The 21,939-nt window shown below is 61.3% G+C and carries 22 protein-coding genes and 1 pseudogene; 12 read left to right on the top strand and 11 right to left on the bottom strand.

The window, feature by feature from the left end; all coding sequences use genetic code 11:
• Nucleotides 1-48 precede the first annotated feature (48 nt).
• From BM026_RS10945 to BM026_RS10935, 3 genes are all read right to left on the bottom strand, one after another.
• Nucleotides 49-1,023, bottom strand: coding sequence for a phasin family protein (locus BM026_RS10945; protein WP_093528506.1), 975 nt, complete (start codon nucleotides 1,021-1,023; stop codon nucleotides 49-51).
• 12 nt (nucleotides 1,024-1,035) lie between these two features.
• Nucleotides 1,036-1,458 (bottom strand): phasin family protein, encoded by a 423-nt coding sequence (locus BM026_RS10940; protein WP_028615406.1) that lies wholly within the window; start codon nucleotides 1,456-1,458, stop codon nucleotides 1,036-1,038.
• A 105-nt stretch (nucleotides 1,459-1,563) separates the two neighbouring features.
• Nucleotides 1,564-1,839, bottom strand: coding sequence for a polyhydroxyalkanoic acid system family protein (locus tag BM026_RS10935; RefSeq protein WP_071492386.1), 276 nt, complete (start codon nucleotides 1,837-1,839; stop codon nucleotides 1,564-1,566).
• Nucleotides 1,840-1,983: 144 nt separating this feature from the next.
• Between BM026_RS10935 and ubiE the strand changes: the two genes are divergently transcribed.
• The 12 genes and pseudogenes from ubiE to BM026_RS10880 all read left to right on the top strand — a co-directional run bounded on the left by ubiE (nucleotide 1,984) and on the right by BM026_RS10880 (nucleotide 12,058).
• A complete protein-coding gene (gene ubiE / locus BM026_RS10930; RefSeq protein ID WP_093528503.1) occupies nucleotides 1,984-2,754 on the top strand; it encodes a bifunctional demethylmenaquinone methyltransferase/2-methoxy-6-polyprenyl-1,4-benzoquinol methylase UbiE in 771 nt (256 codons plus the stop codon).
• Nucleotides 2,754-3,377, top strand: a complete 624-nt coding sequence (locus BM026_RS10925) for a ubiquinone biosynthesis accessory factor UbiJ (RefSeq protein WP_093513486.1) — start codon at nucleotides 2,754-2,756, stop codon at nucleotides 3,375-3,377. The genes ubiE and BM026_RS10925 overlap by 1 nt, the downstream gene beginning before the upstream one ends.
• Complete coding sequence (gene ubiB / locus BM026_RS10920; RefSeq protein ID WP_092246357.1) at nucleotides 3,374-4,978, top strand: ubiquinone biosynthesis regulatory protein kinase UbiB; 1,605 nt, start codon at nucleotides 3,374-3,376, stop codon at nucleotides 4,976-4,978. The genes BM026_RS10925 and ubiB overlap by 4 nt, the downstream gene beginning before the upstream one ends.
• Nucleotides 4,979-5,019: 41 nt before the next feature.
• Nucleotides 5,020-5,412, top strand: a complete 393-nt coding sequence (hisI, locus tag BM026_RS10915) for a phosphoribosyl-AMP cyclohydrolase (protein ID WP_058423690.1) — start codon at nucleotides 5,020-5,022, stop codon at nucleotides 5,410-5,412.
• 2 nt (nucleotides 5,413-5,414) lie between these two features.
• On the top strand, nucleotides 5,415-5,747 hold the full coding sequence (locus BM026_RS10910) for a phosphoribosyl-ATP diphosphatase (protein ID WP_071492389.1): 333 nt from the start codon (nucleotides 5,415-5,417) through the stop codon (nucleotides 5,745-5,747).
• Nucleotides 5,748-5,773: 26 nt separating this feature from the next.
• A complete protein-coding gene (locus tag BM026_RS10905; RefSeq protein ID WP_016979166.1) occupies nucleotides 5,774-6,052 on the top strand; it encodes a twin-arginine translocase TatA/TatE family subunit in 279 nt (92 codons plus the stop codon).
• Nucleotides 6,053-6,062: 10 nt separating this feature from the next.
• The gene (gene tatB, locus BM026_RS10900) at nucleotides 6,063-6,467 is read left to right on the top strand and encodes a Sec-independent protein translocase protein TatB (protein ID WP_093528500.1); all 405 of its coding nucleotides are present in this window, start codon (nucleotides 6,063-6,065) and stop codon (nucleotides 6,465-6,467) included.
• Entirely contained in the window at nucleotides 6,464-7,252 is a 789-nt protein-coding gene (gene tatC, locus BM026_RS10895; RefSeq protein WP_058423693.1) for a twin-arginine translocase subunit TatC, read from the top strand. The genes tatB and tatC overlap by 4 nt, the downstream gene beginning before the upstream one ends.
• Nucleotides 7,249-7,956: a 16S rRNA (uracil(1498)-N(3))-methyltransferase gene (locus tag BM026_RS10890; RefSeq protein ID WP_093513488.1), complete on the top strand. Its 708-nt coding sequence runs from the start codon at nucleotides 7,249-7,251 to the stop codon at nucleotides 7,954-7,956. Before tatC ends, BM026_RS10890 begins: the two co-directional genes overlap by 4 nt.
• A 171-nt stretch (nucleotides 7,957-8,127) precedes the next feature.
• Nucleotides 8,128-9,186: pseudogene (locus BM026_RS29555) on the top strand (methyl-accepting chemotaxis protein); the annotation flags it as partial.
• Nucleotides 9,172-10,044 carry a methyl-accepting chemotaxis protein gene (locus BM026_RS29550; RefSeq protein ID WP_371322038.1) on the top strand — a complete coding sequence of 291 codons (873 nt, stop codon included), beginning with the start codon at nucleotides 9,172-9,174 and terminating at the stop codon, nucleotides 10,042-10,044. The pseudogene BM026_RS29555 and the gene BM026_RS29550, both read left to right, overlap by 15 nt.
• Before the next feature lie 106 nt (nucleotides 10,045-10,150).
• Nucleotides 10,151-12,058, top strand: a complete 1,908-nt coding sequence (locus BM026_RS10880) for a methyl-accepting chemotaxis protein (RefSeq protein ID WP_093121397.1) — start codon at nucleotides 10,151-10,153, stop codon at nucleotides 12,056-12,058.
• A 3-nt stretch (nucleotides 12,059-12,061) separates the two neighbouring features.
• Here the strand turns inward: BM026_RS10880 and BM026_RS10875 are convergent, their stop codons facing one another.
• The 8 genes from BM026_RS10875 to pip form a co-directional block, all read right to left on the bottom strand.
• On the bottom strand, nucleotides 12,062-12,796 hold the full coding sequence (locus tag BM026_RS10875) for an amino acid ABC transporter ATP-binding protein (protein WP_093528494.1): 735 nt from the start codon (nucleotides 12,794-12,796) through the stop codon (nucleotides 12,062-12,064).
• Nucleotides 12,789-13,748, bottom strand: a complete 960-nt coding sequence (locus BM026_RS10870) for an amino acid ABC transporter permease (RefSeq protein WP_071492396.1) — start codon at nucleotides 13,746-13,748, stop codon at nucleotides 12,789-12,791. The genes BM026_RS10875 and BM026_RS10870 overlap by 8 nt, the downstream gene beginning before the upstream one ends.
• A 131-nt stretch (nucleotides 13,749-13,879) precedes the next feature.
• On the bottom strand, nucleotides 13,880-14,677 hold the full coding sequence (locus BM026_RS10865) for a transporter substrate-binding domain-containing protein (protein ID WP_093528491.1): 798 nt from the start codon (nucleotides 14,675-14,677) through the stop codon (nucleotides 13,880-13,882).
• 219 nt (nucleotides 14,678-14,896) lie between these two features.
• Nucleotides 14,897-15,697 carry a transporter substrate-binding domain-containing protein gene (locus BM026_RS10860; RefSeq protein ID WP_093528488.1) on the bottom strand — a complete coding sequence of 267 codons (801 nt, stop codon included), beginning with the start codon at nucleotides 15,695-15,697 and terminating at the stop codon, nucleotides 14,897-14,899.
• A gap of 186 nt (nucleotides 15,698-15,883) precedes the next feature.
• Nucleotides 15,884-18,454, bottom strand: coding sequence for a glucans biosynthesis glucosyltransferase MdoH (mdoH, locus tag BM026_RS10855; protein ID WP_093121404.1), 2,571 nt, complete (start codon nucleotides 18,452-18,454; stop codon nucleotides 15,884-15,886).
• Nucleotides 18,447-20,183, bottom strand: a complete 1,737-nt coding sequence (locus BM026_RS10850; RefSeq protein WP_071492534.1) for a glucan biosynthesis protein G — start codon at nucleotides 20,181-20,183, stop codon at nucleotides 18,447-18,449. The genes mdoH and BM026_RS10850 overlap by 8 nt, the downstream gene beginning before the upstream one ends.
• Before the next feature lie 267 nt (nucleotides 20,184-20,450).
• Nucleotides 20,451-20,888, bottom strand: coding sequence for a D-aminoacyl-tRNA deacylase (dtd, locus tag BM026_RS10845; protein WP_093121409.1), 438 nt, complete (start codon nucleotides 20,886-20,888; stop codon nucleotides 20,451-20,453).
• Nucleotides 20,885-21,856: a prolyl aminopeptidase gene (gene pip, locus BM026_RS10840; RefSeq protein WP_092246333.1), complete on the bottom strand. Its 972-nt coding sequence runs from the start codon at nucleotides 21,854-21,856 to the stop codon at nucleotides 20,885-20,887. Before pip ends, dtd begins: the two co-directional genes overlap by 4 nt.
• Nucleotides 21,857-21,939: the final 83 nt, after the last annotated feature.

The raw sequence follows: 21,939 nt of genomic DNA, 5'->3' as shown, positions 1-21,939 counted from the left end.
AAATGCCCGACCTTCGTAGGCCGGGCATTTTTCGTCTCCTGGAAAAAATCAGGACTGACTGGATGGCGTCGGGGTTACCGGCGTTGCAGTCGGGGTCGCAGCAGCAGGGGTCGGCGCGGACACCGAGTTGGCTGTGGAGGTGGTTGGCGCAGTAGCAGGCTTGGCAACAGCTGGCTTCGGTGCTGCTGGTTTTTTCGCTACCGCAGGCTTCTTCGCGGCGGCTGGTTTTGCCGCTGGCTTGGCAGCCGGTTTCGCGGCGGCCGACTTGGCGGCTGGCTTGGCGGCTGGCTTGGCCGCTGCGGTTTTGGTCGCTGGCTTGGCGGCAGGTTTTGCTGCTGGTTTTGCAGCAGCCTTGGCTGCGGGTTTAGCAGCAGCCAAGGCTGCGGGTTTAGCCGCTGGTTTAGCGGCTGGCTTGGCAGCAGCTTTCGCAGCGACAGGCTTGGCAGCGGGTTTGGCTGCAGCAGTTTTGGCGGCTGGCTTCGCAGCAGCCTTGGCCGCTGGTTTGGCGGCCGGCTTGGCGGCGGCTTTTACCAGAGGCTTGGCGGCAGTTTTGGCAGCCGGTTTGGCCGCTGCTGTTTTAGCGGCAGGCTTGGCAGCAGGTTTGGCGGCTGCGGTTTTCGCCGGAGCCACTTTGGCGCCGGTGAGTTTTTCAATTTGCCTGGTCAGGGTATCGACCTTGCTGTGCAGCGTTTTGAGTTCAGCTTTACTCGGCACGCCCAGTCGCGAAACGGCACTGGCGAGGCGCTTGTCGAAAGTCTGTTCCAACTTCTCCCAAGTGTCAGCAATGCTGGATTTGGCAGAGCCGGCAGTTGCCTTGGCCGCTTCAACTTTTTTTCCAACCGTGGTTTTGGTCAACTTCTCGGCCTTCTCGCCGTCCTTGACCAAAGTCTCGAAGTATTTGCCGCCGTCACTGCTAACCTTCGAGTACACGCCTAAACCAGCAAGCCAGATCTTACGGGAATATTTTTCAACTTCCCCGACCCACGAGCTGCCTTCTTTCTGAGTAGTCTTTTTAACAGCCATCCCGATGTCTCCTTAGTGTTTACGCGCGACACGTTCTAGCAATGTCGTCAGCTCTTCGAGCTTAGCAGAGAGTGTCTCAACGTCATGTTTAGACGCAATGCCGATTCGATTCAAGGCACTGGCAACGCGAGTATCAAAAGCTTTTTCAACTTTATCCAGCTGAACTTCTACCAGACCTTTGACTGCGGAGACATTACTCTTTACTTGGTCAATCTGACTGTTGGCGGCCTCAAGTTGTTCAACTGCAACTTTTTTGCCTTTGCTTTCAACATGTTGCCCAGTTTTAACCAGCTCTTTGAAGTACTCGCCGCCCTCGCTTCCGACCTTGGCGTAAGCCCCCAGACCCGCCAACCAAATCTTGCGGGCGTAGGACTTGACCTCGCTCAGGGTGGTGGTCTGGGCGTCGATTTTTTTCTTCAGGATAACTTTGGCCATGGTGCACCTCACGCAGAATAGGGGGGAGGAACGGCCCACAGGAGTTGAGGGCTTGGGCACAAAGTAGGCGGGAAAATTAGAATCGGCACCCTAAGAACAATGGGATCACGCCAGCGCCTTATCCAGGGCCTTTTCGATTTCGGACTTGATGGTGCCACTCATGGCCGACATCAACAGCCCCAGCTCCACATCAATGCGCAGCGAATCCTCAGCGACTAATACCGTGCCTTTAACCCCCGAACGCTTGAGATTCAAGGTATCGCCGGACCACGACGGCTCCAGGCCGTATTGCTCCTTGAGTTTGTGCGCCAACTTGTCGGCCTTTGCCCGCGCGCCCTCTTTACCCAGGGAATGTGCACGCTCAACAGTTATACGGGCCATTGCAATGACTCCTCTTTATAGGGACTTGGATACCTTCGATGCGGCAAAAGGTCTCGCTGACCGCCCATCTTACCTTCAGCCTTGCCAAGACAAAGCAGGCCTTGGGGATTATCATGTCCCGCATTCTCTTTTGGTGACAGCGATATGACTGATCAGCGCAAAGGCAGCGATGCCGAACCCACCACTCACTTCGGCTTCAAGAACGTCCCGGAAAGCCAAAAAGCGGAAAAAGTCGCTGAGGTGTTCCACTCCGTGGCAGCCAAGTACGACTTGATGAACGACGTGCTGTCGGGCGGCATGCACCGCCTGTGGAAGCGGTTCACCATCGAGTTGTCGGGCGTTCGCCCCGGCAACCGCGTGCTGGACATCGCCGGCGGCACGGGCGATCTGGCGGCCAAGTTCTCCAAGCTCGTCGGCCCGACCGGCCAGGTGGTGCTGGCCGACATCAACAGTTCGATGCTCAAGGTCGGTCGCGATCGCCTGCTGGATAAAGGCGTGGCCGGCAATATCGAGTTCGTCCAGGCGGATGCCGAGAAGCTGCCATTCTCGGACAACCATTTCGACTGCGTGACTATCGCCTTCGGCCTGCGCAACGTGACCCATAAGGAAGACGCGATCCGCTCGATGCTGCGCGTACTCAAGCCGGGTGGCCGCCTGTTGGTGCTGGAGTTCTCCAAGCCGACCAATGCGGTGATGTCCAAGGTCTACGACACCTACTCGTTCGCCTTCATGCCACTGGTGGGCAAGCTGGTGCTCAATGACCCGGACAGCTATCGCTACCTGGCCGAATCGATCCGCATGCACCCCGACCAGGAAACCCTGAAGTCGATGATGGTAGAGGCCGGTTTCGACCGCGTGACCTACCACAACATGACCTCGGGTATCGTCGCCCTGCATCGCGGCATCAAGCCCTGATGCTGATCAAAGGCCTTCTCGCCAGCGTTGAACACGGCCTCAACCGTGTGCTGCGCCTGGACAGTACCGCCCTGGCACGGCTTGCGCACCTCAACGGTAAAGTCATTGCCGTCGATTGCCGCAGCCCCCGCTTGCAGCTGTTTATCCTGCCCAGCGATGAAGGCCTGATGCTTGCAACCCAGTGGGCCGCCGACGCCGACTGCACGCTGCGTGCGCCGGCATCGAGCCTGTTGCACCTGGCCCTGAGCCGCAACAAGACCGCCATCCTGCACAGCGCCGAAGTCGAGCTGGAAGGCGACAGCTCGGTGCTGATGGACCTCGCCGCCATCCTGCAGGACCTGGAACTGGACTGGGAATACGAACTGTCGCGCTGGATCGGCCCCGTCACCACCCAGTTGATCAGCGGGCACCTGCGCAGCCGTTCGCGCTGGTACCAGCAAGGGTTCGCCAGCCTCAACCAGAACCTCGCCGAATACCTGAGCGAAGAATCGCGCACCCTGGTCGGGGAGCGGGAAGCGCAAGCGCGCTTTCGTGAACTCGACAAGGCCAAAATCGACCTGGAACGCCTTGAGGCGCGCTTCGAGCGCCTGAGCCGTTCCCTTGATCCAAGCGATAACGCATGAAGCTGCTCGCCGTCCGCCGTTTGTTTCGTATCCAGCGCGTCGTAATCCGCTACCGCCTCGATGACCTGCTGTTCGCCCTGCCCCTGCCGTGGTTCCTGCTCGCCGTGCGCTATGCGCTGCCATGGCGCTGGTTCCCGCGCAAACAGCTGGAACTCAGCAGAGGCGCACGCCTGCGCCTGGCCTTGCAGGACCTGGGGCCGATCTTCATCAAGTTCGGGCAGATCCTCTCGACCCGCCGCGACCTGCTGCCCGAAGACATCGCCGACGAGCTGATGCTGCTGCAGGACCGCGTGCCGCCGTTCGACTCCCAGCAATCGATGAAGCTCATCGAAGAGCAACTGGGCAAGAAGATCAGCGACGTGTTCAGCCGTTTCGACGTCGACCCGCTGGCCTCGGCCTCGGTCGCCCAGGTGCACGCCGCGCAACTCAAGACCGGCGAAGAAGTGGTGGTGAAGGTGATCCGCCCCGGCCTCAAGCCGATCATCGGCCAGGACCTGGCGTGGCTGTTCATCCTCGCCCGCGCTGCCGAGCGCTTCAGCGCCGACGCACGCCTGCTGCACCCGGTGGACGTGGTCGCCGACTACGAAAAAACCATCTACGACGAACTCGACCTGCTGCGCGAAGCGGCCAACGCCAGCCAGCTCAAGCGCAACTTCGAAGGCTCGCCGTTGCTGTACGTGCCGCAGGTGTACTGGGACTGGTGCCGCCCGAAAGTACTGGTGATGGAGCGCATCTACGGCGTGCAGGTCACCGACCTCGCGACCCTGGCCGACCAGCGCACCGACATGAAGATGCTTGCCGAGCGTGGCGTGGAGATTTTCTTCACCCAGGTGTTCCGCGACAGTTTCTTCCACGCCGACATGCACCCGGGCAACATCTTCGTCAGCACGGTCAACCCGTGGAGCCCGCAGTACATCGCGATCGACTGCGGCATCGTCGGCAGCCTGACTCCGGAAGACCAGGACTACCTGGCGCGCAACCTGTTCGCCTTCTTCAAGCGCGACTACCGCCGTGTGGCGCAATTGCACATCGACTCGGGTTGGGTGCCGGCCGAGACCAAGCTCAACGAGTTCGAAGCGGCGATCCGCACGGTGTGCGAGCCAATCTTCGAAAAACCGTTAAAAGATATTTCCTTCGGCCAGGTACTGATGCGCCTGTTCCAGACCGCGCGGCGCTTCAATATGGAAGTGCAGCCACAATTGGTGCTATTGCAGAAAACCCTGCTGAACATCGAAGGCCTGGGCCGCCAGCTGTACCCGGACCTCGACCTGTGGAACACCGCACAGCCGTTCCTCGAACGCTGGATGCGCGAGCGTATGAGCCCGAAAACCATGCTCGGCAACCTGCACAGCCAGATGGAGCAACTGCCGCATCTGGCCAACATGACCCGCGACCTGTTGGAGCGCATGTCCCAACCCCACGCCAAGGACCCGTCGCCGCCCTGGAAGAAGCCCAAGGACGACTGGTTCCTGCGCCTGCTGGGCGCCGCGCATCTGGTCGGCGGCGTCATGCTCGCCATTGGTGGCCCGCTGAACCCACTGGGCCACTGGCCGGCCGGCATCATGGTCGCCGTGGGTGTTTATCTGATCGTGCGTCGATAGCCAATCCGGTTATACACTGTCGCAAATTGCCGGAGCTGAACATGAAAGACTGGCTGGACGAGATCAAGTGGGACAGTGACGGCCTGGTGCCGGCCATTGCCCAGGACTACAAGACCGGGCGCGTGCTGATGATGGCCTGGATGAACCGCGAGGCCCTGAGCCTCACCGCCACTGAGCAGCGTGCCATCTACTGGTCACGCTCGCGTGGCAAACTGTGGCGCAAGGGCGAAGAGTCCGGGCACGTGCAGACCCTGCACGAGATGCGCATCGACTGCGACGCCGACGTGGTGATCCTGATGGTCGAGCAGATCGGCGACATCGCCTGCCACACCGGCCGTCACAGCTGCTTCTATCGCGTGTTCGAGAACGGCGAATGGAAAGTCGTGGAGCCGGTGCTCAAAGACCCGCACGCTATCTACTCGGCAGGACACTAGACATGAGCGATACCCTGAACCGTGTGGCCCAGGTGCTGGAAGACCGCAAAGGCGCGGACGCCGACAGCTCCTACGTCGCCAGCCTGTACCACAAGGGCCTGAACAAGATTCTGGAAAAACTCGGCGAAGAGTCCATCGAGACCATCATCGCCGCCAAGGATGCGCAGCTCAGCGGCGACTGCAGCGATGTCATCTACGAGACCGCCGACCTGTGGTTCCATAGCCTGGTCATGCTCGCCCAACTGGGGCAGCACCCACAGGCTGTGCTGGATGAACTGGACCGTCGCTTCGGCTTGTCCGGGCACGCCGAGAAGGCCTCGCGCCCGTCCGCCTGAATAACCAAGACTAGAGGATACGCAGCATGGGCATTTTTGACTGGAAACACTGGATCGTCATTCTGGTGGTCGTGGTACTGGTATTCGGCACCAAGAAACTCAAGAACCTGGGCACCGATGTGGGCGAGTCGATCAAGGGCTTCCGTAAAGCCATGAACGACGACGAAAAGCCGGCCGACCCTGCCGTCAACCCCGTGCCTCCGGCGCAGCCTGTGCACCCGCAGGCGACCCAGCCAATCACCGAGCGTCGTACTTTCGACGTACAGGCTGAGAAAGTCGAAGAGCCGACCCGCAAAGACTCGTGAGCACTGACTAATGTTTGGTATCAGCTTCTCTGAACTGCTGCTCGTCGGCCTCGTGGCCCTGCTGGTATTGGGGCCGGAACGCCTGCCCGGTGCAGCGCGCACGGCCGGCCTGTGGATCGGGCGCCTGAAACGCAGTTTCAACGCCATCAAACAGGAAGTTGAACGGGAAATCGGCGCCGACGAGATCCGCCGGCAACTGCACAACGAGCACATCCTCTCGTTGGAGCAGGAAGCCCGCAAGATTCTGTCGCCCGTGCAGGAGCCTGCCAAACCGGTCGAACCTGCGGCTCAAAACAGCATCGCGCCAACCGTTGAAGCCGCTCCCGTGGCACCCTCCGCGCCAACCGAGCCTGCGCCGACGCCTGCCGCGTCGCCCGCGCCCCATGACCCTACATTGCCGCCGCGAGCCCCATGAGCGCTGATAAACCGGAAAACGACCAGCACATGCCGCTGGTCTCGCACCTCACCGAGCTGCGTACCCGCCTGCTGCGTTGCGTAGCGGCCATCTTCATCATCTTTGCCGGGTTGTTCGCCTTTACCCAGCAGATCTACACCTTCGTCTCCACGCCGCTGCGCCAGTACCTGCCGGCCGGCGCGACGATGATCGCCACCGATGTGTCGTCGCCGTTCCTCACGCCGCTGAAGCTGACCATGATGGTCTCGCTGTTCCTGGCGATCCCGGTGATCCTGCACCAGATCTGGGGCTTCATCGCGCCGGGCCTGTACAAGCACGAGAAACGCATCGCGGTGCCGTTATTGGTGTCGAGCATCCTGCTGTTCTACACCGGCATGGCGTTCGCCTACTTCCTGGTGTTCCCGCTGATCTTCAAGTTCTTCGCCGCCGCCACCCCGGCCGGTGTGGAAATGATGACCGACATCACCAGCTACCTCGACTTCGTGATGACGTTGTTCTTCGCCTTTGGCGTGGCCTTCGAGATTCCGGTGGCCGTGGTGCTGCTGGTATGGATCGGCGTGGTCAACGTGGCGTACCTGAAGAAGATTCGCCCGTACGTGATCATCGGCTGCTTCGTGGTCGGCATGATCCTCACGCCGCCGGACATCTTCTCCCAGACCCTGCTGGCCGTGCCGATGTGGATGCTGTTCGAGATCGGCATCCTGTTCAGCAGCCTGATCAGCAAGCGCGGCGAACACCCGGACGACCAGCGCGACGACGACCAGCCGCCAGCGACCCAGCCGTGAACCTGTTGCTGCTGGAGGAGGCCGACTTCATCGCGGCCGACCGCGTGGTGCTGCGTGATCGGCGCCTGGTGCACATGCAGGAAGTCCACCGCGCCGCCGTAGGCGACAGCCTGCGCGTCGGCCGCATCGGCGGGTTGATGGGCAATGCCCAACTGCTGCGCCTGGAGGCCAGTGAAGCCGAGTTGCATGTGAGCTTCGACCAACCGCCGCCGGCCAAACTGCCGCTGACCCTGCTGCTGGCCCTGCCGCGCCCGAAGATGCTGCGCCGAGTGCTGCAGACCGTAGCGGCCATGGGCGTGCCCAAAGTAGTGCTGGTCAACAGTTACCGGGTCGAGAAGAGCTTCTGGCAAACCCCCTTCCTGGAGCCCGAGGCGATTCGCGAGCAATTGATCCTCGGCCTGGAACAGGCGCGGGACACGGTGCTGCCCGAGATCATTATCGAGAAGCGCTTCAAGCCGTTTGTCGAAGACCGCCTGCCGGCACTGGTTGAAGGCACCCTGGGCCTGGTCGGTCATCCTGGCGACTACCCAGCCTGCCCCCGCGGCCTCGACGAGCCAGTGACTCTGGCGATTGGTCCCGAGGGCGGCTGGATTCCCTACGAAGTGGACCTGCTGGCCAAGGCCGGCTTGCAGCCGGTACAACTCGGCGCCCGCATCCTGCGCGTCGAAACCGCCGTCACCGCCCTGCTCGCCCGCCTCTTCTAACCGCCTAAGCAACCCTGTGGATTGCAGTGGGTCAGCTACAGATAAGCTGGATGACACACCGCTATCGGGGGCAAGCCCCCTCCCACATGGACACAGCTTCGCTACAGAATTGCGCATGCCGGCCGATACCCTTTGAATAAGTCCAAGCCTTGTTCCAGGGGAGTTCGCAGCATGTATCGTTGGTTAGCCGAAAAGCTGGGGAATGTCAGCGTCAAAACCAAACTCGGCGTGGGCTTCGGCCTGGTATTGCTGCTCACGTTGATGATCACCTTCACCGGTTGGACCGGCTTGGAGGATGTCACCAGTCGCGGTGACAAGCTGGGCTATATCTCCAGCCTCAACGGGCTGACCAAGGACTTGCGCCTGGCGCGGCTGGACTTCGAAATGCGTCGCGGCGAACAAGGCACGGACGCGGTCAACGGCTTGATCGCCAAACTGGACAGCGGCCTCAAAACCGCCGCCGACCTGATCGAGCAACCCGCCGACAAGGCCCTGGTGGAACAGCAACAGGATGCCCTGAACCAATACAAAAAAGCCTTTGGCGCCATGGTCCAGGCCGGGCTCAAGCGTGAAGGTGCGCGCAGCAGGCTGGGCGACACCGCCGACAACGCCGTGGCCAAGGTCAGTGAGGTGGAAAAATCCCTGCTGCAAGGCGATAGCGTCATCCAGTTCAACAGCGTGGTCGACCTGAGCAAACTGATCCAGCAAGCGCGCTTCCAGGTGCGTGGCTACACCTACAGCGGCAAGGTCGAGGCCGAGCAACCGGCCCTGGATGCCATCGACAATGCCCTGAAGAAAATCACCGAACTCGAAGGACAACTGCCCGCGCAGTACCAGGCCAACCTGCAGGAGGCCAGCACTTCGCTGCAAGCCTACCGCGCTGCCGTCAGCCAGTACCGCGACTCCCAGACGGCCGCCGCTGCCGCGCTGAAAATCATGAGCGCCCAGGGCGACACTCTGCAGAGCCACAGCGAACAACTCACCACGTCGCAAACCGTGGTGCGCGACACCGATGCCGCACATGCCAAACAACTGTTGCTGCTGGCGACCGTGCTGGCGTTGATCTTCGGCCTGGTGGCCGCCTGGGCAATCACCCGCCAGATCATTCTTCCGCTGAACCAGACGCTGCAGGTGGCCGAACGCGTGGCCTCCGGCGACCTCAGCCACAACCTCACTTCCGTGCGCCAGGATGAACTGGGCCAGTTGCAACGCGCCATGCAAAGCATGACCGTCGGCCTGCGGGAGCTGATCGGCGGGATCAGCGAAGGTGTCACCCAGATCGCCAGCGCCGCCGAGCAGCTGTCGGCCGTGACCGAACAGACCAGTGCCGGCGTCAACAGCCAGAAGGTCGAGACCGACCAGGTCGCCACCGCCATGAACGAAATGGCCGCCACCGTGCAGGAAGTCGCGCGCAACGCCGAGGAAGCCTCTGAAGCGGCCGTGGCTGCCGATCAACAGGCCCGTGAGGGTGACAAGGTAGTGGGTGAAGCCATCGCCCAGATCGAACGCCTGGCCACCGAGGTGGGCAACTCCACCGTTGCCATGGGCGACCTGAAGCGTGAAAGCGACAAAATCGGCAGCGTGCTTGATGTGATCAAGTCCGTTGCCCAGCAAACCAACCTGCTGGCCCTCAACGCCGCGATTGAGGCCGCACGTGCCGGGGAGGCCGGGCGAGGCTTCGCCGTGGTGGCGGATGAGGTGCGCAGCCTGGCCCAGCGCACCCAGAAGTCCACCGAAGAGATCGAAGAGCTGATCGTCGGCCTGCAGAGCGGCACCCAGCAGGTCGCGACCATCATGGACAACAGCCGTGGCCTCACTGACAGCAGCGTCGAGCTGACCCGTCGCGCCGGCAGCGCGTTGGCGAGCATCACGCGCACGGTCTCGACCATCCAGGCGATGAACTCGCAGATTGCCACTGCCGCAGAACAGCAAAGTGCGGTGGCTGAGGAGATCAACCGCAGCGTATTGAACGTGCGCGATGTGTCGGAACAAACCTCTTCGGCCAGTGAAGAAACCGCCGCCTCCAGTGCCGAGCTCGCACGCCTGGGCATTTACCTGCAGACACTGGTGGGGCGCTTCCGCATCTAATCAGCACCTTGTGAAATTTCCTACGCAGTTATCAGCCCAGCAATACTCCGAATCGAATTAGCGTTTCTTTTGTCGCGAAACGCTTTTTCAGATTTGGAGGTTCACCATGCTTCCTCTACTGACCCGTTGGCTGGTCAATGCCAGCGTCCGCCTCAAGCTCGCCCTGGGGTTTGGCCAGGTGCTCATGCTCAGCTTCGCCATCGCCGCGACCGGCTGGCAAGCCCTGAATGCGGTGTTGTTCCGCTCAGGCAACCTGACTGCCTTGAGCCAACTGTCGGTTGTCGCTGAAGCCATGCGTGCGGACCGTATCGTGTACCGGACCCTGGCGGACACGGCCAGCCTGGACAAAATGAAGAGGCAGGTCGTTCAGATCGATGAGCACCTCGGCTTCCTGTCAACCCATCTGAAAGACCCAGCCGACTTGCAGCGCGTCCAGGAAGCGGAACGCCTGTCGGCCAGCTTCAAGGCGGCGCTGGTGGAGCTGCCGCCGTTGATCCAGGCGCGCGAAAACTTACGCTCCCCCCTCCACGCGACAGCACTCCAGGCCAGCGACACGCTCGCACAACTGGCCAGCGAACTGCCTGACCAGCAGGACCAGCAGGCACTGGATGCCATCGAGAACCTGCGCCAGGCTATGGAGCAAGCCGAGGACCGCGCCCGAAGCCCCGCCTGGGCGGAGGAGTCGCTGCAAGCCTACGCCGAAGCCGTCGGCCAGGCCCTCGATGCCCTGGACATTGCCCAAGCGGCCGTGACAGACCTGCCGATCGATTCCACCTTGCTTAAAACCGACCTGGCGAACTATCGCGCGCAGTTGATCAAGCTCAAGGACGCTCAGCTCACCACCGAAACTGCGCAAGGGCGGTTTGAAACGCAGCTCAACCAGTTGCTTGAACACAGCGAAGCGGTGAGCAATGGCCAGATTCTCAAGCGCGGTAAGGAAGCCGACTACACCCGGACACTGCTCATCAGCGTCACGGTGGCTGCCCTGCTGCTCGGTGCCCTTGCAGCCTGGTGGATCGCCCGCCAGATCGCCGTGCCGCTACGCCAGGTGCTGGTGTCTGCCAACCGCATCTCCCAGGGCGATCTCAGCCATGAGATCCAAGTGGAACGCCGCGATGAGTTGGGGCAATTGCTGCGAACTATCAGCGACATGAACCGCAACCTGCGCAGCCTGATCAGCGGCATCGGCGACAGCGCCCGCCAGGTCGCCAGCGCCGCCACACAGCTGTCGGCCGTTACCGAACACAGTCACACCGGCATCAACCACCAAAAAGACGAAACCGATCAAGTGGCAACCGCCATGAACGAAATGCTCGCCACCACACAGGAAGTTGCCCGGCACGCCGAGCAAGCGTCGATCGCGGCGAACGAAGCCGATCTGCAAGCCAGCGCCGGGGAGAAAGTGGTGACCCAGGCCGTTGAGCAGATAAGCCAACTGGCAGATGAGATGGCCCTCGCGGGCCGGGCGATGCTGGCGTTACAGCAAGAAAGCCGGAAGATCGGCAGTGTGCTGGACGTGATCAAATCGGTGTCCCAGCAGACCAACCTGCTGGCGCTGAACGCCGCCATCGAAGCCGCACGCGCGGGCACGGCCGGCGAAGGCTTTGCGGTGGTGGCCGATGAAGTACGCAGCCTTGCACAGCGCACCCAGGAATCGGCCGAAGAAATCGAAGGACTGATCCAGGGGTTGCAGACCGGCACCCAGCAAGTCGCCGACATCATGGACAGCAGCCGCAGCCTGACCGACTACAGTGTCGGGCTGACCCGCGACGCAGGTGACGCCTTGGCGGCGATTGCGCGCACGGTCTCGGTGATCCAGGAAATGAACCCGCAGATTGCCGCTGCGGCCGAACAGCAAAGTGCAGTGGCCGAAGAGATCAATCGCAGTGTGTTGAAGGTGCGGGATGTGTCGGAACAGACCGCCGCCGCCAGCGAGGAAACGGCGGCGGCGAGTGTCCAACTGACCAAACTGAGCCTGGACTTGCAGACGCTGGTCGGCAAATTCAGGCTCTGAGCCTTACAGAACCTGGCGCAGGAACGCCTGGGCCCGTGGGTCTTTGGGTGCAGCGAAGAACTCGGCCGGGGCGGCATCTTCGAGCAACTTGCCATGGTCGAAGAACAGCACGCGATCGGCCACCTCACGGGCAAAGCCCATTTCGTGGGTGACGCAGACCATGGTCATGCCTTCCAGGGCCAGGGTCTTCATCACGTCCAATACTTCGCCGACCATTTCCGGATCCAGCGCCGAAGTGGGTTCGTCGAACAGCATCACCTTGGGCTCCATCGCCAGGGCCCGGGCAATCGCAACCCGTTGCTGCTGGCCGCCGGACAGGCGTGACGGAAACTCATTGGCCTTCTGTGCAATGCCGACCTTTTCCAGCAGCGCCAGGGCCTTGGCCTCGCGCTCCTGCTTGCCGCGCTTGCGCACGACTTTTTGCGCCAGGCACAGGTTCTCCAGCACGGTCATGTGGGGGAACAGGTTGAAGTGCTGGAACACCATGCCGACTTCACGGCGATAGGCGTTCACATCGGTCTTCGGATCAGCCAATTGCAAGCCGTCGATGCTCACTGAGCCGGAATCGAACTCTTCCAGGCCGTTAAGGCAGCGCAGGAAGGTGGACTTGCCGGAGCCGGAGGGGCCGATCACCACCAGCACTTCGCCCTTGGCCACATGCGTGGTGACGTGGTCCACCGCGCGGACCACGTGGCCACGGGTGTCGAAGACTTTTACCAGATCGCGGACTTCAATCACTTTGTGCGAGCCTCCGCTCAAGCCGGCTGGCCATTTTCGACAGCGGCAGGTTGATCAGCAGGTACAGGCCTGCAACACAGAACAGGATTTCAAACGGTGAGAACGAGGTGGTGATGACTTCACGACCGCTCTTGAGCAGCTCGGTAATCGCGATCACCGACACCAGGGACGTGTCCTTCACCAGGCTGATAAATTGCCCGGCCAACGGCGGCAGCACACGCTTGAACGCCTGCGGCAACACCACGTGGCGCATCGACTGGCTGGCACTCAGGCCCAGGGAACGGGCAGCTTCGTTCTGGCCACGGGTGATGGACTGCACGCCGGCGCGGACGATTTCCGCCACGTAGGCACCGGTAAACAACGACAGCGCCGCGATGCCGGCAAACTCCCGGGACAGGTTGAGCACCGTGCCGATAAAGAAATAGAAAATGAAGATCTGCACCAACAGCGGCGTACCGCGTACCAGTTCGACGTAGATCGTCGACAGATCCCGCAGGGTCGGGTTGCTGGACAAGCGACACAAACCGGTGGCCAGCCCGATCGCCAAACCGAGGATGCCGGACACCACCGACAACCACAGCGTGGTCCACAAGCCCCACATCAACGGGCCCAACGCCCACTGCCGGGTCACGCCGACCACATCGCCTTCAGCCACATCGTCGCCACGGGCCACCTGCAGGCTGTTGTCGGCCACGGTCAGCTTTTGCTCGGCGCCCGCGTCGTTGCGCAGGGTCACCTCGGCCACATCGCCTTTGCGTACCAGCTCGACCACGGTGGAGATGTCAGCGGCGCGCTGGGACGTTTCGGCCTGGTAGGCGAAGTATTGCGGTACACGGTTCCAACGCCACTCGTAGGACATCAGCGAAGTGGCGTAGTACAAGGCGCCGGCCAGGCCGACCAGCACGACCACGGTCAGCAGGTGCCAGGGCCATTGGGCTTTTTTCTGTTTCATTTCACTTTCCGCGATTTGTGTTGCCTGTGAGGCCGCCATCGCGGGCAAGCCCCCTCCCACATGTTGATGTGTGAACACCGTCAAATGTGGGAGCTGGCTTGCCTGCGATACAGGCAACTCGGTCTGAAGCGTTATTCCATGTCCTTGAGCCACTCGGAGCTCTTGAACCACTTGTCATGGATGCGATCGTAGGTGCCGTCGTTACGGATCTGGTGCAGGAAGTTGTTGATGAAGTTGATGCTGTCGTAGTCGCCCTTCTTCAAACCAAACGCCAGCGGTTCGAAGGTGAAGGGTTCTTCCAGGAACACCAGCTTGCCGTTACCGACTTTCTTCTCGGCGACCACGTTGTACGGCGCGTCATACACAAAGGCATCGGCCTTGCCGTTGACCACGTCCAGCACGCCTTCCTGCTCGTTGTCGTAGCCGTGGTACTTGGCCTTGGAGATCAGCTTCTTGGCGACCATTTCGCCGGTGGTGCCCAGCTTGGAGGTGAGGCGGTATTTGTCGTCGTTCAGGTCTTTGTAGGACTTGACGGTGCCTTCCAGCTCCTTGCGGATCAGCAGGGTCTGGCCGACCACGATGAAGGGTTCGCTGAAGTTCAGGCGCAGGTTGCGTTCCTGGGTCAGGGTCATGCCGCTGCCGATCATGTCGAACTTGCCGGTCAGGAAGGCCGGGATGATGCCGTCGTAGCCGGTGGAGACCAGCTCCAGCTTGACGCCCATGGACTTGGCCATGGCCTTGAGGATGTCGACTTCGAAACCGATGATTTCGCCGCGTTTGTCTGTCATTTCGAACGGCATGTAGGTCGGGTCCATGCCGACCTTCAGCGTACCGCGCTTGACGGCATCGTCGATCGCGCCGGCCTGGGCCGCATTGGCCGCGACCAGCGCGGTGACGCCGAGCAGCAGCATCGAAAGATACTTTTTCATCATCAAGTCCCCTGAACCATTCTTATAAGGTCGGCGCGCAAAAGGGCTGCACCATTTCGGGGTGCGATCCTAACCCACTCGTCTGCCGTCACAAAGGTTTCACGGCTATTTGTTGTCGGCGTATGTCGGAAAAGCCCCACAACACTGCAGCAAAGCGCAGGGGTAGACACTCGCGCAGACAGCCCGGGCAACGGATTGATATGTAAGCAGTTATGACTTTCAGTCGATTTCCACCAGCCAGTCGGTGTCTTTAAACCACTTGTCGTGCAAGCGATCATAGGTCCCGTCCTGCGCTACCTGATTGAGGAAATGGTTGATCCAGTTGAGGCTGTCGAAATCACCCTTTTTCAAGCCGAACGCCAGGGGTTCGAAGGTGAAGGGTTGTTCCAGCGCCAACAGCGTGCGGTTTTCCGGGCGGCTCAGGGCGATCAGGTTGTAGGGGGCGTCATGAATAAAGGCGTCAGCCTTGCCCTGCACCACCTGGCGAACCCCTTCCTCGGGCGTGGCAAAACTGCGAATCCGAGCCGCCCCCAGAAACCGTCGGGCCGCCGCCTCGCCCGTGGTGCCTTCGGTGGCAGCAATTCGGTAGCTGGCGTCGTCAAGGTCTTCGACACCGTTGACCTTGCCCGCAAGGCTTGGGTGCAACAACACCGACTGGCCAACGACGATGAACGAATCGCTGAAATTCAACTTGAGGTTACGTTCCTGGGTGACGGTCATGCCGCTGCCGATCAGGTCGAATTTCTTCGCCAAGAGCCCCGTAACCAGTTCGGTGTAGGGCACCGCGACCAGCTCAAGCTCGACCCCGAGGGACTGGCTCATGACCTTGAGCAGGTCGATTTCAAAACCGACGATGCGCCCCTGTTTATCGGTCATTTCGAAGGGCACGTAAGTGGGTGTGGTGCCGACTTTCAGCACGCCGCGCCGAACGGCGTCATCGATTGCACCGGCCTGGGCCAGGCCCATGTGAATGAAAGCGACAGCGCCGATCAGCAGCGCCGAACCATACCGTTTGATCATGAATCCCCCCGCACCAAGTCAAATTCGGGGGCGATGCTAACGCAGCCACGCGCACGGCAATACGCCTCGAACGAGGGTCTTTTGTTTCGAAAAAACAAGGGGTTAACACAAAGAAGGAAGAACCGGGAAACGCTGTAGGATCAGCGCTTGAAGCACCCCCGAGGTGAGCCCTCGGGGGTATCCGAATCAGGCCGGTTGGGCCTGGGACGACAGCGGTTTCAGCGGCAGCAACGGTGCATGCGGATCTGCCTTGATCGAGTTCCGCCAGGCGGCGAGCCACTCGGCGTGACCTTCGCTCCAGACCTGCTCGTGCAGGCGAGCCAAGGCGACCGGGTCGCTGAGCAACGCCAGGCGCTCGCCGTTGTTGAGGCCGGCAGGGCCGACTTTCAACGCGTGGCGCACACGCTCGGTACGCAGGTACTCGATCGGCTCGGCCTGGGCGTGACGCGAGGTTGCCAGGGCGCAAGCCAAAGCGTTCTGCTGCGGATCGACCACCGAGCGCACAAAGCCGTCATTCAGCGCGTGCCAGCGGTTTTCGTGGGTGTACTTGTCGGTGGACAGCAAGGCTTGCGGCGGGTTGTATTCCTCAGGGATCAGGAACAGGCTCTCGTCGCGAGACTTGAGGCCCAGCCCGACACGGCTGGAAATCACCGACACCGGGATCGACAGCATCAGCGAACCGACGATCGGCACCAGCCACCACAGGAAGCTCGGGTTCAACCATACCACCAGCAGCGCCCACAGGAAGCCCAGCACGGTTTGCGGACCGTGGCGCTTGACCGCCTCGCTCCACGGGGTGGAGTCGTCGTCACGTTGCGGCGAGTTCCAGGTTGCCGCCCAGCCGAGGAATGCGGCGAGCACGAAGCGGGTGTGGAAGATCATCCGCACCGGCGCCAGCAGCATGGAGAACAGCATCTCCAGCAGCATCGACAAGGTCACCTTGAACTTGCCACCGAACTCTTTCGCGCCCTTGGCCCAGATCAGGATGATGCTCAGCAGTTTGGGCAGGAACAGCAGCACGATGGTGGTGGAGAACAGCGCTACCGCCTTGTCCGGATGCCATTGCGGCCACAGCGGGTACAACTGACGGGGTGCCATGAAGTACTGCGGCTCCATCAATGTGTTCACCGCCAGCAGGGCCGTGGACAGCACCAGGAACAGGAACCACAACGGCGCCGACAGGTAGGACATCACGCCGGTCAGGAACACGGCACGGTGCACCGGGTGCATGCCTTTGACGAGGAACAGGCGGAAGTTCATCAGGTTACCGTGGCACCAGCGACGGTCACGCTTGAGTTCATCCAGCAGGTTCGGCGGCAGTTCTTCATAGCTGCCCGGCAGGTCGTAGGCAATCCACACGCCCCAGCCGGCACGGCGCATCAGCGCAGCTTCTACGAAGTCGTGGGACAGGATGGAACCGGCGAACGCGCCCTTGCCCGGCAATGGCGCCAGGGCGCAGTGCTCGATGAACGGCTTCATGCGGATGATCGCGTTGTGACCCCAGTAGTGGGATTCACCCAACTGCCAGAAGTGCAGGCCGGCGGTGAACAGCGGGCCGTACACACGGGTGGCGAACTGCTGCATGCGCGCATACAGGGTGTCCATGCCCGACGCACGCGGCGCGGTCTGGATAATCCCGGCATCCGGCGTGGCTTCCATCAGGCGCACCAGGCTGGTCAGGCATTCGCCGCTCATCACGCTGTCGGCGTCGAGTACGACCATGTATTTGTAGTCACCGCCCCAGCGACGGCAGAAGTCGTCGAGGTTGCCGCTTTTACGTTTGACGCGACGGCGACGACGGCGATAGAAGATCTTGCCGAAACCACCAGCTTCGCGGCACACGTCAAGCCAGGCTTGCTGTTCGGCGATGCAGATGTCGGCCTCGTTACTGTCGCTGAGCACGAAGAAGTCGAAGCGATCCAGGTCACCGGTGGCGGCGACTGACTCAAACGTGGCGCGCAGGCCTGCAAACACCCGGGGCACGTCTTCGTTGCAGATCGGCATCACCAGCGCGGTGCGGGCGTCTTTCGGGATCGGCTCGTCGCCGGCACTTTTACCGGAGATGCGGTATTTATCATGACCGGTGAGCAATTCCAGGAAGCCCATCAACGCAGTCCAGAAACCGGCCGACACCCAGCAGAACAAGATGCCGAACATGATCAGGATGCTGGTTTGCAGGGCGTACGGCAGTACCTGGGTCGCGGTTTGCAGCAGGGTCTGGTTGCGGATCTCGTCGAAGTCGACCAGCGACCAGCCCTGGTAAGGCATGATGCCTTTCATGTACCAGCCGGCCACGAGGGTCTGGCCGATCATCAGCACCAGCAGGATGTAGCGGCGGATCGAACCGACGGTACGCCAGCGGGCAGCCGGCAATACGCGCTCGTCCTTCGGCGGGGCCGGCGGGTTGCTGCGCCCGGTGATACGGCGCCAGCCACGCACCAGGATATTGGTACGCCACGGCTCCGGGACCACGCGAGTACGACGGATCGGCGGGGTGGCCTTGAGGCACACGCGGCCTTCGGCATCGAGGGCCAGCATTTCGGCGTCCTGCAGCTCTTCGGCGGTGCTGAGGGTCAACCGCGTGCCCACCGACGCCTGGGCGGCGTCGATGGGCGCGTCGAAGGTCTTCGACGACAAGCGCTCGTGCAACTCGCTGAAGGAGGTGCAGCCCGCCAGTTCGGCGCGCTGCTCAGCGGTCATCGGTAGATGCGCCAGGTACTCGGACAGAGTCTCCGGCTGGATTTGAGAATTACTCATCGGCAGGCAACTGATAGCTCCAGGTTTCGGTCAGGACTTGTTCGGTCTTGATCGGCTCCGGCGTGGCTGGGGCAGCTTCTGGCTGCTTGGCTTCCTTGTCTTTGGCGTCTTTCCTGGCCTGCTTCTCGTGTTGCTTGGCCAGGACCTTGTCGGCCTTGAGCACGTGGCTCGTGTCCTGCTCAGGGGCCGGAGGCGGAACGTCCTGCACCAGCGCTGCGCGCATTTCGGTCGGCTTGCCTGCGTCCTTGATCTTCATGCGCAGGGTCAGGCGCCAGCCTTTGGTGTGCTCGTTGTAGCGCACGCTGTTTTCAACCAGTTCGGCGTTGTCGCTGACGCTCACCTGGCTACGCACTGCGGCATCCGGCGGCAGGGCCTTGAGAGACGGGCCCTCGAAGTCCACCAGGTAGGCCACGCTGCCATCCGGCTGGCGGATCAGGTTCGATTGCTTCACGTCACCGGTGGAACGCAGGGTCTGCTTGACCCAGGCGCTGTCGGCCGGGTGCAGGGCTTTTTCGTCCATGGTCCAGTGCAGGCGGTACGAAACGTCCAGCGGCTGGCCCACTTCCGGCAGTTTTTCCGGGCTCCAGAACGCAACGATGTTGTCGTTGGTTTCATCGGCCGTCGGGATCTCTACCAGGTTGACAGTGCCTTTGCCCCAATCGCCTTCAGGCTCGATCCAGGCGCTTGGGCGCTTGTCGTAGTTGTCGTCCAGGTCTTCGTAGTGGCTGAAGTCGCGACCGCGTTGCAGCAGGCCGAAACCTCTCGGGTTCTCGACGGTGAAGTTGCTGACCGACAGGTGTTTAGGGTTGTTCAGTGGGCGCCAGATCCACTCGCCGTTGCCGGCATGGATCGACAGGCCGCTGGAATCGTGCAGCTCACGACGGTAGTTGAGCACCTTGGACGGCTGGTTCGCACCGAACAGGTACATGCTGGTCAACGGGGCAACGCCCAGCTTGCTGACCTTGTCGCGCAGGAACATCTGGGATTTCACATCGACAATGGTGTCGGTGCCCGGACGCAGGATCAGACGGTAAGCACCGGTAGCCCGTGGGGAGTCCAACAGGGCAAAGATCACCAGTTGTTTTTCACCCGGTTTTGGACGTTCGATCCAGAACTCGGTGAAGCGCGGGAACTCTTCGCCGGACGGCAATGCCGTGTCGATCGCCATGCCACGGGCGGACAAGCCATAGGCCTGGCCCTTGCCGACCACGCGGAAGTAGCTCGCGCCCAGCATGGTCATGATTTCGTCTTGCTTGTCGGCCTTGTTGATCGGGTACAGCACACGGAAGCCGGCATAACCCAGCTGTTCGGTGGCCTTGGGATCAAACTTCACGTCGCCGAAATCGAAGCGCGTCGGGTCGTACTTGATTTCCTGGACGCTGTCGGCGGTGACTTCGTTGATTTTCACCGGTGTATCGAAATGCATACCCTGGTGATAGAAGGACAGCTTGAACGGGGTGTTCTGATCAGCCCACTCGGCTTTTTCGTTGCGGAAACGAATCTTCTGGTAGTCCGCGAATTTCATTTCGCGGAATTCATTCGGCAGATTGCTGCGCGGAGCTTCGTATTTCTGTCCGGCCAGCTCTTTTGCCTTGGCCGACACATCATCCAGACTGAATGCCCACAGTTGACCCGCGCCGAACAGGCAAAACAGGGCGGAGCCCGTCACCAGTGCGTTTCGTAACCGTTTGGCAGACAATTTTGGTGCATTACAGGGACTAACAATCACGAGCAACCCTCGCCGAAAACAGATCAAAAAACCAACGGCCAGCTATCTATATGCCAGGTTGGCGAGCATTGTTCCGACTCCCCGGGGGCAAAATGATTCCCCATTGGTTGTCGGACAAGTCTCTACCTAAGTCAAAAATGGACCAAACAACGCTGATCCCCGTAGCGCGCGATTATCTAGTAGCCCGCGAGACAACGCATCAGGGACAACGAAGTATTTGTAGCGAAACCCTGCGTTTTTAGGCATTAAAAGTCGTTTTTAATACATTCACGCCTGCAAGAGGAAGGTCACAGGGCCATCATTGACCAAATGCACCTGCATATCGGCGCCAAAACGCCCCGAGGCCACCCTGCCATGCAATTGTTGCGCTTGTAACAGCAAGTGATCAAAAAGCGCCGCTCCCAGGGCCGGCGGGGCCGCTGTGGAGAAGCTCGGCCGCAGCCCGCTCTTGGTATCCGCCGCCAGGGTGAACTGCGACACCAGCAACAAACCGCCGTCGATATCCTTCAACGACAGGTTCATCTTGTCTTGGTCATCGCTGAACACCCGGTAGTTCAGCAGCTTGTGCAGCAGTTTATCGGCACTCTGCGGCGTATCCGTAGGCTCGACGGCCACCAGCACCAGCAACCCCTGGTCGATGGCGCCGACGATTTCGCCCGCGACCTCCACCCGGGCGCCTCTCACCCGTTGCAACAGGCCCTTCATGCTTCTTCAGGCGGCAGATCGAGCAAGCGACGTGCCATTTGGCTGGTCGCACGCACCAAGGCATCGGTGATGCCGGGTTCGGACGCCGCATGGCCAGCTTCGCGGATCACCTGCAGCTCACTGTTGGGCCACGCCTGGTGCAACTCCCAGGCGTTATCCAATGGGCAGATCATATCGTAGCGCCCGTGAATGATTACGCCAGGCAGATGGGCGATCTTGTGCATATCGCGGATCAACTGGTTGGGCTCAAGGAACGAGTTGTTGGTGAAGTAGTGGCACTCGATTCGCGCAATGGACAGCGCGCGTTGCGGTTCGGAAAAGCGCTCCACATGTGCCGGGCTCGGGCACAGGCCCAGCATGCGCCCTTCCCAGCCGGACCAGGCCTTGGCCGCGTGCATCTGGGCGATCTGGTCGTTGCCGGTAAGACGCTTGTGGTAGGCCGCAATCATGTCGTGGCGCTCTTCCGCCGGGATCGGCGCAAGGTAGTCCTGCCAGTAATCCGGGAACAGGCGGCTCGCGCCCTCTTGGTAGAACCAATGGATGTCCTGCGGCCGAGCCAGGAAAATGCCGCGCACGATCAGGCCATGCACGCGTTCCGGGTGGGTTTGCGCGTAGGCGAGGGACAGGGTCGAGCCCCAGGAACCGCCGAACAGCACCCATTTGTCGATGCCCAGGTGCTCGCGGATGCGCTCAAGGTCGGCGACCAGGTCCCAGGTGGTGTTGTTTTCCAGGCTGGCGCGGGGAGTGGAGCGCCCGCAACCACGCTGGTCGAAGGTGACGATGCGGTACAGGTTCGGGTCGAAATAGCAGCGGCTCTGGGCATCGCAACCGGAACCAGGGCCACCATGGATGAATACGACGGGCAAGCCTTCGGGGGAGCCACTTTCATCGACGTACAGGGTGTGGGTGTCATCGACTGCCAGATCGTGCCGGGCGTAGGGTTTGATCTGCGGGTACCAAGTCTGCATTGCGCGCTCCGTAGGGGGTCGGGTTCATCCCTGGGGGGACGTCTTTTATTTTGCCGTCTGGCACTATAAACCCGAATTGTGCA

It is taken from the genome of Pseudomonas sp. NFPP24, assembly GCF_900112095.1.
GTDB classification, from domain to species: domain Bacteria; phylum Pseudomonadota; class Gammaproteobacteria; order Pseudomonadales; family Pseudomonadaceae; genus Aquipseudomonas; species Aquipseudomonas extremorientalis.
This window is presented reverse-complemented; position numbering and strand designations above follow the sequence as displayed.